This is a genomic window from Lysinibacillus sp. FSL K6-0102 (assembly GCF_038003545.1).
GTDB lineage: Bacteria > Bacillota > Bacilli > Bacillales_A > Planococcaceae > Lysinibacillus > Lysinibacillus capsici.
Map to the genome: position 1 here is coordinate 804859 of NZ_JBBOPH010000001.1, position 17652 is coordinate 822510.

Genomic DNA, 17652 nt, shown 5'->3' on the forward strand with positions numbered 1-17652 from the left:
GGCTCTAATTTGTATTACTTTTTATCGTTATATGCTTTTACCAATTCTTTTACTTTTTCGCTATCTGCTTCAAGTTTTAAACCAGTATCAATTAATGGAGAGACTGTGGATACAGCTGGTTTTTTATTGCCTTGATAATAGCTAATGAATTCATCTTGGTTAATAGAGTATAGAATTGCTTTACGTAAATCTGCTGAATCAGAAACCGCACGGCCAGATGTATTCATTTGTAGGTACGACACAGCATTACTATCTGCCGTATTTAATGTTAATTTAGCATCTGATTTGACAATATCCAGTTTCGTTTCTGGTACTGTTTGCAGAACATGAATTTCACCATTACGTAATGCAGATAGGGCACTATCAACATCAGAGATAAAACGGACATTGATTTTAGCAATTTTTGGCTCATATTCGCTACCAGCTCGATAAGCAGGATTTTTCACAAACTGTGCTTCATAATCATTTTTCTTCACTAAAATGTAAGGACCACTTGCATATAACTGGTTATTGAATGTAGCTGAACCTTCCGTTACAGTAGCTTGATCACCATAGGCAATGTCCTTGTCAGGGTTGTAGTTAGCCACATCATACGTATTAATACTTGTTACTTGTTTTTCAGATACGATACCACCAGATTGGTGTGCTAAATAGTTTAATACTTGTGGGAAAGGTGTAGGTGTTGTAATTTTAACAACTTGGTATGCACCTGCTTCATTATTAACAGCACCTTTATCTTTTGCTAATTGCGCTACAGAAGCAGGTAGGTTTTGTGATAATGCTTCTAAAACGGATTGCTCAGAGCCTGCTACTTTTTTATTTTGTAATTCAGTTAAATCAGAAACGATTTCGACTGTTTCAATGTTTTCATGAATGCTGTAAGTACGATGATCTGGTACTGAATTAGCGTCTTTCGCACGGTTTAATGAGAAGACTACATCTTCAGCTGACACTAATTCACCTGAATCAACAGCTGCACCATCTTTCACTGCTGCAAAATTGATATCATCTCGTAAAATGAAGTAATATTCTTGATTCCCTTCAGCCATTACATGGTTGTAAGATAATGAACCATCTGACACAACTTCATCTGTGTCTGTTAAGTTAACAAGACGAACATACATATTCGTGTTTAATGTGTTGATTGAACCATCATTCCCTTTGATTGGGTCTAGTGAAGTAAGAGAATTGATTGTTTGGTGTAAAATTAAAGGTTCTGTTGCATTTTTAGATGTATCATTAAATTCTATTTTTTCCCAAACTTGTGCACGAGATTTTGGTAAAAGTACTGTTTTAGGGTTTACAAGTTCAGAGTAGATACCTTGATACTTATTGGAAATATATAAAGGCGCAATATAAGCTTGATCGAATACTAATAATTGTTCTAAATCTTTATATTTAGCTGCTGCTTCTTCACCAGTCAATGTACTCGCTTCATCAATCAACGCATCTAGTTTTGAATCTGCCACCACACTGTAGTCACCGCCAGTTTTAAATAAACCACGAACAGCATAGTCTGGGTTCCCTGTAACTGTCGTCCAGCTTGAAAGAGCAAGATCATAATTACCTGCTTCTTTTTGAGCAGAGAAAGAACCGTAATCAGGTTGAATATTTAGCTTTACATCAAAACCATTTTTCACTAATTGGTCACGCACAATATTCATATCTTCTTCAGAAGCTGCCATCCCTAATACTTCAATGGCAACCTTGCCATTGCTCTTGTCACTATCTTTTGAATCTTTACTGCCTTCTACGTCAGTTTTTGTTTGTACACAGCCAGCCAAAGCTAGTACTGCAACGAATAAAAATACAAGTAATTTCTTCATAGTTACCTCCGATTAATTTGTTTTTGGATCTAAAGCATCTCGTAAACCATCTCCTAAGAAGTTAAAGGAGAGGACAAGAAGCATAATACAAAGACCTGGGAAAATCGCGACATATGAATGTGTTTCCAGGTACGTACTACCAACTTTTAAAATATTGCCCCATTCAGGAATGTGTGGCTCAATACCTAGCCCTAAAAAACTTAAACTACTTGTGGAAATAACAGCTCCACCAATCGTTAATGTTGCTTTCACAATCATTGGTGCTAAAGAATTGGGGACAATGTGCTTGAAAATAATAGCTGCATCAGATGCACCTAAAGCTCTAGCCGATTCTACAAACTCATAATTAGCAAGCTGCATAACATTTGCCCGCATTGTACGGGCATAGGTTGGAATTGCTCCAACACTAAGTGCAATAATAAGATTCACAGTATTAGCACCAAATGCGGCGATAATAGCAATGGCTAACAATATCCCAGGAATGGCATATAAAATATCGAGACTTCGCATGATGATATTATCAGTGGATTTACCATAATAGCCTGAAAATGCTCCTAATGCGCCACCAATAACTGCGGGGATAATCGTGGAGAAAAATCCGACGATTAATGATATTTGTGCCCCAAACACAATACGAGAAAATAAATCTCGACCATAGTTATCTGTACCTAGTGGATATTCTAATGTCGGTGTTTGTAGCAATGCTCCATAATTATTTTCAGTAGCGAAATCATAGTCGAAAGTCCAAGAACTTGTAACGGATAACGAGAACATGAAAATAATGAAGAATAAGCCGAATACAGCCATTGTATTGCGTAAAATCTTCTCCCATATTTTTTGCCATTTCTCAATAGAAGATGGATTTGCCCTTCGAGCCTTTTGGATAAGGCTATATCCTAGTAAAGTCGCAAATAGATTACCAGTGAAAGTCGCCAATAATAGGACAATACCTGGAATGAGCATCCAGTTAGGTGCCTCAGTTGCTGTGACATATTTCGTACATAAAATGGCCATCACGATATAGAGAAGCGAGAGTACTAAGAAAACGCCCATTGCCAGTACAAAGGTATCTGTGACATATGGCTTAAATAAATTCAATGCTGCAATACCTAAGATGAATAGCTGTGTTATAAAGGCATAGGCAGCAAAAGTATATTCAGCAGTCTTTCTTTTTGACACAAGCATAAATGCAAAGGATGTCGAAAAAATATTGCCTGACAGTATCGTTATTAAAAGAGGATAGCCAAACATTCGAGTATTTTTTTGAATGTCACCATACGTTGCTAAATCCTTTTTAATTCGTAAATTGACGAAGGCAACATATGCCGTAGTGATGACATAAATAACAAAAAGAAGCAGAACCACTGGTCGCCAGCTATTGCTGGAAAAATTATAGCTATAGGCTAGAAATAGTAAAGAAAACAGTAAGGAAAAGACAAAAGTAAAATGAGAATTGACATATTCCTGTGTAATCTTCAAGAGTAGTTTGACATGTAAGATGTTTTTCACAGGTGATCCTCCTTTAAGACTTCTTCATTTTCGAGCGAATGCGTGGATCAAAAAAGGCATACATGATATCAATGAATAAATTGACAATCGAAATGGTGATGGCAATATAAACAACGCCCCCAAGAATTGCCGGAATATCAGGGATAAATTGTTTATCGACGATATAGCTACCTATACCACTAATGTTGAATACCTTTTCTGTTACAGATGCGCCTCCCAACATACCTCCAAAAAGAAGTCCAATCACCGTAATAATCGGAATCATAGCATTGCGAATGGCATGTTTTGAAATCACTTTGAATTCATTTAAGCCCTTAGCTTTTGCTGTAATAATGTAATCCTCATGAATCACCTCAAGCATACTTGACCTTGTCATCCTAGCAATAGAAGCCGTAATGGATGTTCCTAAGACGACAATTGGCATGATAAGCGATAGCCAATTATGAGGGTTATAGGTAGCTGGAAACCATTGTAGCTTTAGAGCAAATGTCAAAATAAAAATTAAACCTTGCCAAAAGCTTGGGATGGATAGACCAATTAAAGCAATGAACATAAATGTATAATCCAAATATGAATTTGGACGAACAGCTGAAATAATTCCAACTGGTATGGCAATAGCAATAGCCATTAGCAAGGACAATACGGCAATTTCAAGAGTGACAGGAAATTTTGTAGCAATGCTATGTGTGATATCTTCTTTACCTGCAAAGGATGTACCTAAATCAAATGTAAATAGACCAGATAATGCGTTCCATAGCTGTGATAAATAAGGTTGATCCAAACCATGAATGCGATTAAAGTTTTCTATTTGCACAGGTGTTGCTTCAACTCCGAGTAGGTTTCTTGCTGGATCAAAAGGTGATAAATATAAAATGGTAAACACTAATGTAGCCACTCCAACAATCACAATGAAGCTTTGTAAAATACGTTCAATGATAAATTGCAGAAATGGATTCGCAAATAAGATAAGTACTACATAAAATAAAACAGCTGGTAGAAAGGTAAGAGCCACAAAATGTTTGTTAGTTAGTTGCTGATTAAAAAATTGGACATAGGATAGTTGTTGTATGTCCTCTTTTTGTAAATCCTGATCCACTTGCTGTTGAAGCTTCCTTTGAGCTAAGTGCTTGGCTGTGAGCTGAATTTGTGACTCCAATACAGCCTCTTTAAAAAATGTAGCTTTTGCTATTTCTTGTTGCTCAAATTCCTTTTGCCACTGGGCAACCAATCCATGCTCTATATAGTACTGACTACGCAATGCAAAAGCCTGATCGTAAGTGTTTGAAAGTTTCCTTTTCCGATAGATAAAGTATGTAAAAGGGTGAACTAAAATACTAAAAAGAAAAAGAAGTAGATGATAAGGCTTTTGATGCATTAGTTTTTGATAAACCGTAGAAAAGAAAATAAATTTCTCTGGTTTTAAATGATTTTTTGAAGTAACCATGCATTTCCTCCAAACGTAAATAAAATATTCAGCATTATATTGTATAATTCCTATCAGTATTGTAAAGTATGGATTATACTTGAAAGTAAGTCAATCACAAATTTTAAAAAGGATGGGTCGAATGAGTGAAAAGCTTTTAGAAATCAATAATCTTCGCGTATCCTTTATCACAGGGGAGACAGAATTTGAAGCCGTTAAGGACGTTAACTTCCATCTAAATAAAGGTGAAACACTAGGAATTGTGGGAGAGTCTGGGAGCGGGAAAAGTGTAACGGCTCGCTCCATTATGCGTTTATTACCATCGCCACCTTCATTTTTGAAATCTGGCTCAATTGTGTTTAAAGGGCAAGAACTCACTGAATTTAGTGAAAAACAAATGGAAGGGATACGTGGACAAGATATTAGTATGATTTTCCAAGATCCGATGACATCCACAAACCCTACTATTCGAATAGGTGATCAAGTGGCTGAAAGTTTAATCAAGCATCAGTCAATGTCAAAAAACGAAGCCTATCAACAAACAATAGAATTATTAAAACTGGTTGGTATTAGAGACGCAGAAGAACGGTATCGACAATACCCTCATGAATTTTCAGGTGGTATGCGTCAACGGGTAATGATTGCTATGGCGCTTGCTTGTAATCCCTCACTGCTTATTGCAGATGAGCCAACAACAGCACTGGACGTTACTATTCAAGCTCAAATCCTAAAATTGATGCGCGATATGCAAAAGAAAATGGGAACGTCTATTATTTTAATTACACACGATTTAGGCGTTGTTGCAGGTATGTGTGATCGCATCATAGTGATGAAAGAAGGAGAAATAGTTGAACAGGGCACAACAGAAGAAATTTTTGCAAATGCCCAGCATCCGTATACCCAGAAATTATTGAATGCCTTACCAAAACTGCATGAGAAAAAGCAGCCAAAAGAGATTGCTACTATTCAGCCAGGTATCGATCGACACAAGCCTTTAATCGAAGTGACCCATCTATCCAAAGAATTTCCATTAGGTCGTGGTCAAACGTTGAAAGCAGTGAATGATTTATCGTTCTATATATATCCTGGTGAAACATTGGGCTTGGTTGGTGAATCTGGTTCAGGTAAATCGACTACAGGTAGGACGATTCTTCAACTTCATCAGCCTACAAATGGAGAGGTTCTATATCAAGGAATACCTGTAACGAGGCTATCGAAAAAACAGCTAAAGGCAATGCGTCGCCATATGCAAATTATTTTCCAAGACCCCTATTCATCGTTAAATCCTCGCAGAAAAATCTTAGATATTATTGGCGAGGCTCTTGATATTCATGGTCTGGTGAAGACACATGTGGAGAGGCGACAACGGGTAGAGGAATTGCTTGAACTTGTTGGTTTGAAAAAAGAGCATGCCATGCGTTATCCTCATGAATTTTCGGGAGGTCAGCGTCAACGAATTGGTATTGCGAGAGCATTAGCGGTTGAGCCAAACTTTATTGTTTGTGATGAACCCTTATCGGCACTGGATGTTTCCATTCAAAGGCAGATTGTTGATTTATTAAAAGAATTACAACAAAAGCTTGGGCTGACGTATTTATTTATTGCCCATGATTTATCCATGGTGAAGCACATCAGTGATCGTGTAGCTGTGATGTATGGTGGAAAGATTGTAGAACTGGCAGAAAGTGAAGAGCTATACGCTAACCCACAACATCCATATACACGTGCATTACTACGTTCTATTCCTATTCCAGATCCTGCAATTGAGAAGCAGAAATATACTGATGCTGATCATGCAGAAGACGTGAAAATACGTTATGAGGTAGAAAATAGTCAGTTAGTAGAGGTTTTACCAAATCACTGGGTAGCAGTGACAATATGATAGCTTGAATGTAGTAGCTTGATATTTTACAATAGAAACATCGTGAAACTTGTTGTCTTTCTGATGATGAGGTGCACAACTTATACGAATCGTAAGTATAAGCAATGATGATTAGTTGTGAGGGGCCTACTACATGAAAATGCAAGATATAAAAACATTAATAACAAGTGGTACGATTATTTTGGCTGTAGCATTGTACATGATATTTGGCAGATCACCTGCGGAAGATCAAAGTACTAAATCAGTTACAGATCAGCAAGGTACTATTACCATTGAACAAGTGGAAGGAAAAACAGGTAATAAACGCTTTGAGATAGACTATATTAAAGCATATGATGGGGATACGATTCAGGCGACAATTAATGGTGAGAAACGAAAAATTCGTCTATTAATGGTGGATACTCCTGAAATGAATTACAATAAAGGTGGCGCTCAGCCATATGCGGAAGAAGCAAAAGAGTATACGATCAATTTATTGGAAAAGGCTAAGAAAATTGAAGCTGTCTATGATGTTGGACCAGAAACAGACAATTATGATCGCCTTCTAGCCTACGTGTTTGTAGATAATGTCTTATTGCAGGAATCTTTATTAAACGAAGGGCTTGCAGTTGTACGTTATATTCATAAACCAAACAATACATTTGAAGATGCATTTAGAGCTATTCAACAAAAAGCTCAGGATGCAAAATTAAATATTTGGTCACATGAGGATTACTTCCAAAAAGATGGTTTTCACCCTGAAGTAGTTCAATAATCTATAAATCCATTACTATACGCTTTTAAGTTTAATTTTAGCTAGGAAGCTGCTTCCAGTATCTTACTGGTAGCAGCTTCCTATTTTAAATTCCCTTTGCAAAAGCTTTTGGCATGAGAGGGTGATTCCCTTTTCTAGGGTCGTCTCTCTGTATATAATGCACTCATGATATTGGTCGTAAAAATCTACTGTAGAGGTTCAGCACACGGTAGCGGAAAGCGATTGCACAAAGGAAAGCAAGATACCAGCAACGTTTTGTTTACTTAACAGTGGAAGACGGCTACTGATAAATGAAAAAATCATTTTTATTAATGTTGACAATCAATATGATAATGATTATCATTATCATATAAAGAATATTTCTTGTTCTACAATACAGTGTAGAGAGGATGAACTTTAGCTACTTTTCTCCAGAAGTTTGCTAGTTCATGATTACGCTCCTGAAACCCCCCTCATTTTTGGGAACGTTAAAAATTGTAGACGGCTCATTCTATTATAGAATGAGCCGTCTACAGTCTGAATCTATTTACTAATGAGTAGTAAATGGGTTCTCTTTTTATGCTTGTACATCTTTCGTCCATTCGGCTACTTTATCTTGATTATTGGCAATCCATTTTTTCGCAGCATCTGTGGCACTCATGCCTTCCATTATATCAAACATTACACTTTCTATATCTTCAGCACTCCAGTTGAAACGGTCAAGGACGCTATAGGCTTCAGGGGCATCCTCTTTTAAACCATTCCGCGTAAAAGTGCCAATATATTCTTCGTCTCCATATAAACCTTTGGGGTCATCTAAGTACTTTAAATCATAGGCATTAAAGATCCAGTGTGGTGACCAGCCTGTGATGATGATTTCTTCATTATTAGAGATAGCTTGACTGAGGGCTGCGGTCATTGCACCAGCAGACGAGGTCAATACATTCCAACCTTCCAGATTCTTATATTCCTTATAGGCATTTTCTGTCGTAGCCATCATATTAGCTCCTGGTTCAATGCCTGTAATGGTTTGATTAGCTTGGTTTGTTAAATCTTCAATAGAATCGACATCCATATAACTTGGTACAACCAAACCAATCTTAGCACCAGTTAGGTTTTCTCCTAAGTTCTCTATCTTATTGTTGTATTTTTCTACTTGTGGAGCATGTGTTTGTGGCAACCAAGCAGATACCATACCATCGACCTCTCCGTTTGCAAGTGCTTCCCACATGATCCCATTGTCTAAAGGTGTCAGTGTTACCTTATATCCTAAATCTTCTAGTACTTGTCCTACTACATGTGTAGATGCAACTTCAGTATCCCATTCAACATATGCTAAATTAATTTCACCTTTATCAGTATTCTTTGTGTCCTCATTTTCTAAACCACATGCAGTTAACACAATAAGGCATATAAATGCTATTCCTATTTTCAATAACTTGATGAGTTTCATATTACATCTCCTTTCTATTATTTCTTACATAAAAATAAAAATATTAACAAGTAACAACTTAATTTTATAAACAAGTTGTTACTTTTGTCAAATTGATGGTTTAGTCACACCGTGCTAAAAAGATGAAACATAATCAACTAACTTATTTGAGCCCATTAATTTTTTTATTGTTGTCATACGATAGGTGAAAATGGAGACGGAGATTTGAGGAGGCTTAGTATGCATTGGATTACAATTATTCTAATAGGAATCGCTGCGAATTTAGATAACTTGGGGATTGGTCTAGCCTATGGAGTTAAACAAGTTAAAATTCCAATTTTATCAAATGCTGTGATTGCTGTTATGTCGATGATTGTCACATATGTCGCAGTAACAGCTGGTAGCACAGTTGTTGAGTATATTTCACCGCATACTGCCAATTTACTAGGGAGTTTACTACTGTGTGTGATTGGTATATGGACTTTGATGTCCAATAATTTTTCTAATCAGCGGATAGCAGGAAATCCCGAATTATTTGATGAAGATAAAAATCTAGTAATCTCAACAAGAGAAGCAATGGCACTTGGCTTTGTCTTGTCAGCAAACTGTTTAGCAGGCGGGATTGCAATAGGCGCAAATGGCATCTCAGCCCTTTGGACAGTCATTTCCATCGGCGTATTTTCCTTTATCACAGTTGGAGTAGGAAGTAGATGTGGCTCTTTACTAGCTAAAACGTTTATTGGCAAGCATTCTACAGCAATCTCAGGATGGCTACTTATCATGATTGGTATTTTTGAGGTTTTTGCAAAATAATATATTGCTGCGGCTAAATATCACCAAATATTGGTGATATTCTTTTTATTACATAGAAAGGGATGTACCGATGACTCGACTTTTTTTTATGTTCTAAAAATTTATTTTTAATTACTTGACGTAACTAAATTATTAATATATAGTAGGTTACAGAAAGTAATTAAAAACTTTTCATAAGCTAAGATGTAAACAAATAAGTAACTACAAATGTTTATCCTATCCAATTTTGGGTAACATAAAAGATGTAGTTGCTTCATATTTTAAAATATATCTCGAAATCGAGATAAAATCAACCAATTGGAGGAATTTATAATGGCAAAATGGAACATTGATTTAGGACACTCAGCAATTAACTTTCAAGTAAAACACATGATGGTATCAAAAGTTAAGGGTGTATTTGACAGTTACTCAGCTGATATTGAGGCAGCAGATCTTGCAGATTTAACAACTGCTAACATTAGTTTTACAATCGATCCAGCAAGTATTAATACACGTAGCGAAGATCGCGATAATCATTTAAAAGCAGCAGATTTCTTTGATGCCGAAAAATATCCAACGATTACGTTTAAATCTACAAATATTGCTAAAAAAGCAGGCGATGAATATGCAGTAACTGGTGATTTAACAATCAAAGACGTTACAAAATCAGTAACATTTGATACAGAATTTAATGGAAAAGGCACAAATCCATGGGGTCAAGAAGTATACGGCTTTGAAGCTGAAACAACAATTAATCGTGAAGACTTTGGTCTAACTTGGAATGCGGCATTAGAAACTGGTGGGGTCCTTGTTGGGAAAGATATTAAAGTAACGGTTGAATTAGAAATTAATCCAGCTTAAAAATAGATAGCTAGGGCATGTTTGAAGTAATCTTCAAACATGCTTTTTATATAGCTCAAAATAGATACTTGTGAATGAAGAAATCTAGTAAAAAGAATTTGAGAAAAATTTCCAGTAAATAAGTTTCTTGCATATTTTTAGTAATTACTGCATATAAATCATCATATTGTTTTTGGGGGCGATAGGATGAATGTATTAGTGACAGGTGGCTATGGTTTTATTGGCAGTGCAGTAGGTAGGCGCTTTTTTGAAGAAGGTGCAACGGTTTATATTATTGATAATTTAAGTACGGGGCATTTACGGAATGTTGACTTCGAGCATAAATCCTATCTTTTAAATGTTGAGGATGAGGTTTGCGAGCATCTCTTTAAGGAAATAAACTTTGATGTGGTCGTCCATTGTGCAGCGCAAACGAGCGTGCAGCAATCTATCCAGGAGCCAGTAAAGGATATTTTGACAAATATAGTTGGGCTTAGCCAAATGCTTTTTTTATCATCCAAGTATAAGGTACAGCACTTTGTCTTTGCCTCCTCAGCAGCTGTTTACGGGGATAGTCACTATCCTCCATTAGAGGAATCAGATGTCTGTGAACCAATATCTATGTACGGATTAAACAAGAGCATTGGCGAAACCTACTGTGAGAAATGGCAAAAAGATTATCGTTTGCCCGTTCTTATCTATAGATTTGCCAATGTTTTCGGGCCAAGACAGCAAATGCAAGGTGAAGCAGCTGTGATTCCAAGTATGTTAAAAAGCAGTATGGCAGGTAAACCATTTACAATTTATGGTGATGGTGAACAAACACGTGATTTTATTTATGTAGACGATATTGCTGATGCTATTTACGCAGGTGTATCTGCACGTTTACAAGGCACGTATAATGTATCCACTAATGAGGCTTGGTCAATTCACCAGGTCATCTTACTGCTCCAACACTTAAACCATCCACTTGAAATTCAATATGCCCCAGCACGAGAAGGAGATATTGAGCATTCATTTTTAAATAATGATAAATTAGCCAATGCAATTGGTTGGAAGCCTAAAATATCTTTTGCAGAAGGCATTGAACGTACATTGCATGCGCTACAAAATGAATCATTAGCAGAAATTCAACAAAAAAGTGGATAAAGTAAAAAGACATATTACATTGAGTAATATGTCTCAGACTGTAGACAAACTCAATGAATTTTGAGTTTGCCTACAGTCTTTTTTCTTTTACAATAAAATAAAGTAAAGCCGTTGATTTCCACTACGGGCGGACGCTTTCCGCGGGCGGGGTCGAGCTGCTTCCCTCGCTTCGCTCAGTCCAGGATCTCGACTTTCCCGCTTTTCCCGCAGGAGTCGCCACCCTTCGTTCCAATCAACTTCTACATAAATAATTCCTTATTCATCTATTGATAAAAAGTACACTTTCGAGGTGATCAACCATGATGACGAAAAATCAAATCAATGAACGTGAACAATTAGAAATGCTAACGATTGATCAATTAGTTCCCCAAGATCATTTAGTACGAAAACTAGAGGCGGCTATTGATTTTTCATTTATCTATCCTTTAGTAGAAAACCTCTACTCTGCCAAAGGACGCCCTAGTATTGATCCTGTTGTTCTCTTTAAAATGACGTTTATTCAGTACGTTTTTGGTATACGGTCCATGCGTCAAACCATCAAAGAAATTGAAACGAATATGGCGTATCGTTGGTTTTTAGGATTTGGCTTCCAGACAGAAGTCCCGCATTTCTCTACCTTCGGTAAAAATTATGTCCGTCGCTTTCAAGACACTGATATATTTGAGCAGATATTCTATCGTATATTAAAAGAGATTATGCATCAAGGACTCCTCCATGCAGACCATTTATTTATCGATTCTACGCATGTGAAAGCGAGTGCGAATAAACGAAAGTATGATAAAAAAGTTGTGCGAAAAGAAACACGGGCTTATGAAGAGAAACTTCAATTAGAGTTAAATATTGATCGTGAGGAACACGGAAAAAAGCCCTTTTCCCCGGAGAAATTTGAAAAAGAAGAATGGAAAGAAATAAAGGAAAGCACGACAGATCCTGAAAGTGGATATTACGTGAAGGATGAACGTACGAAACAGTTTGCGTATTCTTTTCATGCAGCGACAGATGAAAAGGGCTTTGTCTTAGGTGCCATTGTGACTCCGGGAAATGTGCACGATAGCCATGTATTGCAGCCACTTGTTGAAAGAGTCATTCAAAACGTTCAAAAACCAATCGCTGTTGCGGCAGATGCAGCCTATAAAACACCAGCGATTACGAACTTTTTATTAGAGAATCAAATGTTGCCTGTTCTTCCGTATACACGACCTAAAACAAAAGATGGATTCTTCCGAAAGCATGAGTATATATATGACGAGCATTATAATTGTTATCTTTGCCCACAAGGGCAGATATTGAAGTATGCAACTACGACGAAAGAAGGATATCGGCAATATAAATCGAATCCTTTGATTTGTGCGAAGTGTCCAAGCCTTTCCCAATGTACAGAAAGTAAGCATCATCAAAAACTCATTCAACGCCATATCTGGGAGTCGTATGTGGAGGAAGCTGAACATTTACGCCATTCCTATGACATCAAACAAATTTATGCAAAGCGCAAAGAAACGATTGAGCGTGTCTTTGCCGATGCAAAAGAAAAGCATGGTATGCGATGGACAACCTTAAGAGGTCTGAAAAAATTGTCCATGCAGGCGATGCTTACTTTTGCTGCCATGAATTTAAAGAAACTGGCTACTTGGACGTGGCAGGCAGCTTAAGAAGGTATCTATGCTCGAAGAGTATGTTGAATTTGGTAGTATATTACCAAATGTTAAAGATAAAATAGGAAGAAAAATGACAAAAGCCCATCGAAAGTGAACTTCTCGATGGGCTTTTGTCTACAGTCTGAGACATATTACATTGAGTAATATGTCTTTTTCTATGTCTATAGTATAATAATTCATTAAAGAAATGGTTGTGGACGGAGGCTTACATATGCTTGTAGATTTTAGAGTAAAGAATTGTTTAAGTTATAAAGATGATACGTTGTTTTCAATGGTAGCTGGAAGTCGCCTACGAAAATGGAAGGATACCCATACAATTCAGTTTGATACACTTCGTCTTGTAAAAAGCGCATTTATTTTTGGTCCAAATGGAAGCGGAAAATCTAATCTGTTTACGGCTATTAAAGTATTACGTTCCTTGCTTTTTAATTTTGAAAACTTAAATAATGTAAAGCAGTTACGTCTACCCTATCAACCGTTTAAGTTAGGAAGTCAGCAAGACAAACCAACAGAGTTTATGATATCGCTTTTTTTGGACGGAGCTTTATATGATTATGAAATTCAGTATAATGCTTCTCAAGTTCTCTATGAACGTCTTGTGAAAACGAACAAGTCACTGAAGGAAGAACTATTTGTCAGACAATGGGATGGTACAGAATATTCTTATGAGACATTTCAAACAGCTTCACAGGAATTGACAAAATATACACGTAATAATACAGCCTTTCTATCCGTATTACATGTTTTTAATGATCCAGACGCTTTAAAGATATTCGATTGGTTTTTACATAAAATTCTTTTCCTAGATGAAGCAAATCGGTTATCAAGTCATCCTCTTATTCGTAAACTTGAAGAGGAGCCCTTTAAAAAGGAAGTGATCAAACTGCTAAAAATTGCAGACCTCTCCATTCAAGATGTCACGGCTAGACGTGTGGAACGCAGAGAGAAAAATACAATTGGCTATGAGTTTGATTCGCCTGAGGTGATTCAAGAAGTAGATATTGATCTACATTATTTATCATTTGATGAAGCAGGTGCACCGATAGGGACAAAAACAATTAATTGGACAATGGATTCTAAGGGCACAGTGCGAATGCTACATTTGGCCTGTGTGATGGTGGATGCTTATAATAAAGGAAAAACCATTTTTATAGACGAATTCGACACAGCCTTCCATGTATCGATTTGTGAGTTTTTAATGGCTATTATGAATAGCAAACGCAATAGCAGTAATCAATTTGTCGTGACAAGTCATGAAATAGAATTACTTGATCAGCCACTACGCGCCGATCAAATTTGGTTTGTTAATAAAAGCTTTAAAAATGAATCGGAGCTATACTCCTTATTTGATTTTGCAGATTTACAAAGGAAACGTGGAGATCTTTCTTATGCGAAACGCTATATGAAAGGGGAATTTGGTGCAACGCCTGTCATTAATGAGTATTTATCTGAACAATACCTAGAAGAAGCGGAGGTATCTGAGCAGTGAGAGTACGTCAACAAGGGAGCCGAACACTGCGTAAAACTATTTTAATTTATTGTGAAGGTGAAACAGAACGCATCTATTTTGAACAAATGCGTATTTTAAAGCGCTCTAAGATGGTTAGCGTCAAAATAAAAAACGTTAAACGTTCAGCGATTAAGCTTGCCCAACATGCTTATCGAGATTCCAGCTACCAATACTTTGATGAAGTTTGGATTGTATTTGATAAGGATGATCTAACTGAAAAGCAATTAGAGGAAGTAAATCAATTTTGTGAGGAAAAAAATATTCATATTGCCTATACAAATGAAGCATTTGAATTGTGGTTACTCTTGCATTTTGAGGAAGTTGATAGTACAGAAAAATACCCTCGTGCTGTCCTCAATGACAAAATGGAACAGCACCTTGGTGTGAGTCGTTATTTCCGGCATAAGGCTGATGAATCCATCATAGCCCCTATTGCATTACGACATGAGGTAGCAATTAAAAATTGCACAGATATGATGGCACTCCGAGAGACAGAGAGCCGTGACAACCCATACTGTAACATACATGAAATGATACGATACATATTTTAAGATTGAGCAGGTTTTCTATTAACAAATAGAAGCCTGTTTTTATCTTTCCATAATGCTTTGTCGAAAGGAAGGCATGTTTCTTTTTCCAAAACATATAGTGTATATGGAGCGAAATTAGTATATGTATGAAAGGGGATTGCGTGGATAACTCAAAGTCAAATCAATCCAAAAATGTAGAAGGAAACCCAAAGGATCATCAATTAGAGCAGTTTCGTGTCGAGAATGAGGGTACGAAAATGACAACGAATCAGGGACTAAGGGTGTCCAATGATGAGGATTCGTTAAAGGCAGGTGTTCGTGGTCCGACAATTATGGAGGATTTTCATCTTAGAGAAAAAATTACCCATTTTGATCATGAGCGTATTCCAGAGCGTGTTGTACATGCCAGAGGTTTTGCAGCACATGGCGAGTTTGAATTATATGAATCCATGTCGGAATATACGAAGGCAAAATTTTTGCAGGATCCGAAAAAGAAGACACCTGTTTTTGTCAGATTTTCGACAGTGGTAGGGAGCTTAGGTTCAATGGACACAGCTCGTGATGTACGTGGATTTGCAACAAAATTTTATACGGATGAGGGGAATTATGATTTAGTTGGTAATAATATCCCTGTCTTTTTTATTCAGGATGCTATTAAGTTTCCTGATTTAATTCATGCCGTAAAGCCTGAGCCTCATAATGAAATGCCACAAGCAGCCTCCGCACACGATACTTTTTGGGATTTTGTAGCCAGTAATCAGGAAATTGCACATATGGTAATGTGGGTAATGTCTGACCGTGCCATTCCGCGAAGCTTTCGTATGATGGAAGGTTTCGGTGTGCATACATTCCGTTTCGTCAATGACAAGGGAAGATCAAGATTTGTGAAATTCCACTGGAAGCCTGTGTTAGGAGTGCATTCTCTTGTTTGGGATGAAGCACAAATAATTGCAGGGAAGGATCCAGATTTTCAACGGAGAGATTTATGGGAAGCCATCGAAATTGGAGATTATCCAGAGTTTGAGTTAGGCATACAGATACTAGAACCTGAAGATGAATTTAAATTTGATTTTGATATTTTAGATGCGACAAAGCTTTGGCCAGAGGAATTAGTACCTGTGAAGAAAATTGGAAAGATGACCTTAAATCGCAATGTGGATAATGTCTTTGCTGAAACAGAGCAAGTTGCCTTTCATCCAGGTAATGTTGTACCTGGCATAGATTTTACGAATGATCCTCTACTACAAGGTCGATTGTTTTCCTATTTAGATACACAATTGATTCGATTAGGTGGACCAAATTTTGCAGAAATCCCTATTAATCGCCCGATTTGCCCAGTGCATAACAATCAACGTAATGGCTTTAGTCGACAGACCATTAATTTAGGCAGGGTAAGCTATCATAAAAATTCATTAGCAAATAATACACCAGCTACCTCTACTGCAAGAGAAGGTGGATATGTTCATTATGAAGAAAAGGTTGAAGGAAGAATCACGAGAGCGCGTAGTAAATCCTTTGACGATCACTTTTCACAAGCAAGGCTATTTTGGAACAGCATGTCTCCACCTGAAAAACAACACATTATCGATGCCTTTAGCTTTGAAGTAGGAAAAGTGAAAAGTAAATCTGTTCGACAGCAAGTAGTGGATATGTTTGTTCATGTGGATAAAGTAATGGCTACCACAGTGGCAGACAACGTTGGTGTTAATCGACCTAATGGCGAGCAGTCTAAAGTAACGGCCTCTTCACCTGCACTGAGTCAAGCCAATACCGTTAAATTACCTTATACGTTGAAAGTAGGCGTCTTAATTGGTGATGGCTTTGATGCAAATGAAGTAGGGGAAGTATTGAAATATTTAACAAGACAAGGTGTGCGCTATAGCATAATCTCTGATCGACTAGGTGTGGTAATAGGGAATAATGGTGTGCAATTAACGGCTACTGACACATTTATTACAACCGATGCTGTATTATTTGACTCATTATATGTTGTTGGAGTAAAGGCAAGTAATCAGGCGAAATTCAATACTTATATCGTCAATTATATAAATGAAGCATATCGTCACTTTAAGCCTATAGGATTTGCTGCAACTGGCACAACCTTCTTCAATATGTCGAATGCCAATGTAGGGCCAGGAATCGTTTTAGCTACAGGTAATAAAGATTTTCCGAAAAAGTTTGTAGCTGCCATTGCCCAGCAACGATTTTGGCAACGAAATATTTATTAAAAAGATCAATGAGCGTCGAATACTCATGAAAGAGAAGCAAATACCCGCGGAGAGAAAGCCTTATACCTGCGAAAGAGAAACGAATGCTCATAAACGTATATAAATAAGTCAAAAGGCCTTTCATTGTAATGAAAGGCTTTTAC

Annotated in this window: 13 protein-coding genes; 9 read left to right on the forward strand and 4 right to left on the reverse strand. The window is 37.0% G+C overall.

Features of this window, described 5'->3' with window-relative positions:
- Window positions 1–14: 14 nt before the first annotated feature.
- From NYE73_RS03760 to NYE73_RS03770, 3 genes are read right to left on the reverse strand one after another with little or no spacing between them, the layout of a single operon-like run.
- Window positions 15–1826, reverse strand: coding sequence for an ABC transporter substrate-binding protein (locus tag NYE73_RS03760; RefSeq protein WP_259951047.1), 1812 nt, complete (start codon window positions 1824–1826; stop codon window positions 15–17).
- A gap of 12 nt (window positions 1827–1838) precedes the next feature.
- Window positions 1839–3335 (reverse strand): ABC transporter permease, encoded by a 1497-nt coding sequence (locus NYE73_RS03765; RefSeq protein WP_115673836.1) that lies wholly within the window; start codon window positions 3333–3335, stop codon window positions 1839–1841.
- A gap of 13 nt (window positions 3336–3348) precedes the next feature.
- On the reverse strand, window positions 3349–4779 hold the full coding sequence (locus NYE73_RS03770) for an ABC transporter permease (RefSeq protein WP_259951045.1): 1431 nt from the start codon (window positions 4777–4779) through the stop codon (window positions 3349–3351).
- Between the two features lie 121 nt (window positions 4780–4900).
- On the opposite strand from NYE73_RS03770, the gene NYE73_RS03775 reads away from it, so the two are divergent.
- Both NYE73_RS03775 and NYE73_RS03780 read left to right on the forward strand, forming a co-directional pair.
- The gene (locus NYE73_RS03775) at window positions 4901–6640 is read left to right on the forward strand and encodes an ABC transporter ATP-binding protein (protein ID WP_054549794.1); all 1740 of its coding nucleotides are present in this window, start codon (window positions 4901–4903) and stop codon (window positions 6638–6640) included.
- 133 nt (window positions 6641–6773) lie between these two features.
- Window positions 6774–7394, forward strand: a complete 621-nt coding sequence (locus tag NYE73_RS03780; RefSeq protein ID WP_066036266.1) for a thermonuclease family protein — start codon at window positions 6774–6776, stop codon at window positions 7392–7394.
- 556 nt (window positions 7395–7950) lie between these two features.
- On the opposite strand, the gene NYE73_RS03785 is transcribed toward NYE73_RS03780, so the two are convergent.
- The gene (locus NYE73_RS03785; RefSeq protein WP_259951044.1) at window positions 7951–8826 is read right to left on the reverse strand and encodes a glycine betaine ABC transporter substrate-binding protein; all 876 of its coding nucleotides are present in this window, start codon (window positions 8824–8826) and stop codon (window positions 7951–7953) included.
- A 219-nt stretch (window positions 8827–9045) separates the two neighbouring features.
- Here NYE73_RS03785 and NYE73_RS03790 point away from each other — a divergent pair, with 219 nt between their 5' ends.
- The 7 genes from NYE73_RS03790 (at window position 9046) to NYE73_RS03820 (ending at window position 17509) form a co-directional block, all read left to right on the forward strand.
- Complete coding sequence (locus NYE73_RS03790; protein WP_048392011.1) at window positions 9046–9618, forward strand: manganese efflux pump; 573 nt, start codon at window positions 9046–9048, stop codon at window positions 9616–9618.
- A 312-nt stretch (window positions 9619–9930) separates the two neighbouring features.
- Window positions 9931–10458 (forward strand): YceI family protein, encoded by a 528-nt coding sequence (locus tag NYE73_RS03795; RefSeq protein WP_004224534.1) that lies wholly within the window; start codon window positions 9931–9933, stop codon window positions 10456–10458.
- Window positions 10459–10644: 186 nt separating this feature from the next.
- Window positions 10645–11586, forward strand: coding sequence for an NAD-dependent epimerase/dehydratase family protein (locus NYE73_RS03800; RefSeq protein WP_048392010.1), 942 nt, complete (start codon window positions 10645–10647; stop codon window positions 11584–11586).
- Window positions 11587–11885: 299 nt separating this feature from the next.
- The gene (locus NYE73_RS03805; protein ID WP_279494186.1) at window positions 11886–13235 is read left to right on the forward strand and encodes an IS1182 family transposase; all 1350 of its coding nucleotides are present in this window, start codon (window positions 11886–11888) and stop codon (window positions 13233–13235) included.
- A 217-nt stretch (window positions 13236–13452) separates the two neighbouring features.
- Window positions 13453–14730 carry an AAA family ATPase gene (locus tag NYE73_RS03810; protein WP_066036265.1) on the forward strand — a complete coding sequence of 426 codons (1278 nt, stop codon included), beginning with the start codon at window positions 13453–13455 and terminating at the stop codon, window positions 14728–14730.
- Window positions 14727–15302: an RloB family protein gene (locus NYE73_RS03815; protein WP_016993453.1), complete on the forward strand. Its 576-nt coding sequence runs from the start codon at window positions 14727–14729 to the stop codon at window positions 15300–15302. The genes NYE73_RS03810 and NYE73_RS03815 overlap by 4 nt, the downstream gene beginning before the upstream one ends.
- A gap of 125 nt (window positions 15303–15427) precedes the next feature.
- A complete protein-coding gene (locus tag NYE73_RS03820) occupies window positions 15428–17509 on the forward strand; it encodes a catalase (protein ID WP_259951157.1) in 2082 nt (693 codons plus the stop codon).
- The last annotated feature ends 143 nt before the right edge of the window (window positions 17510–17652 follow it).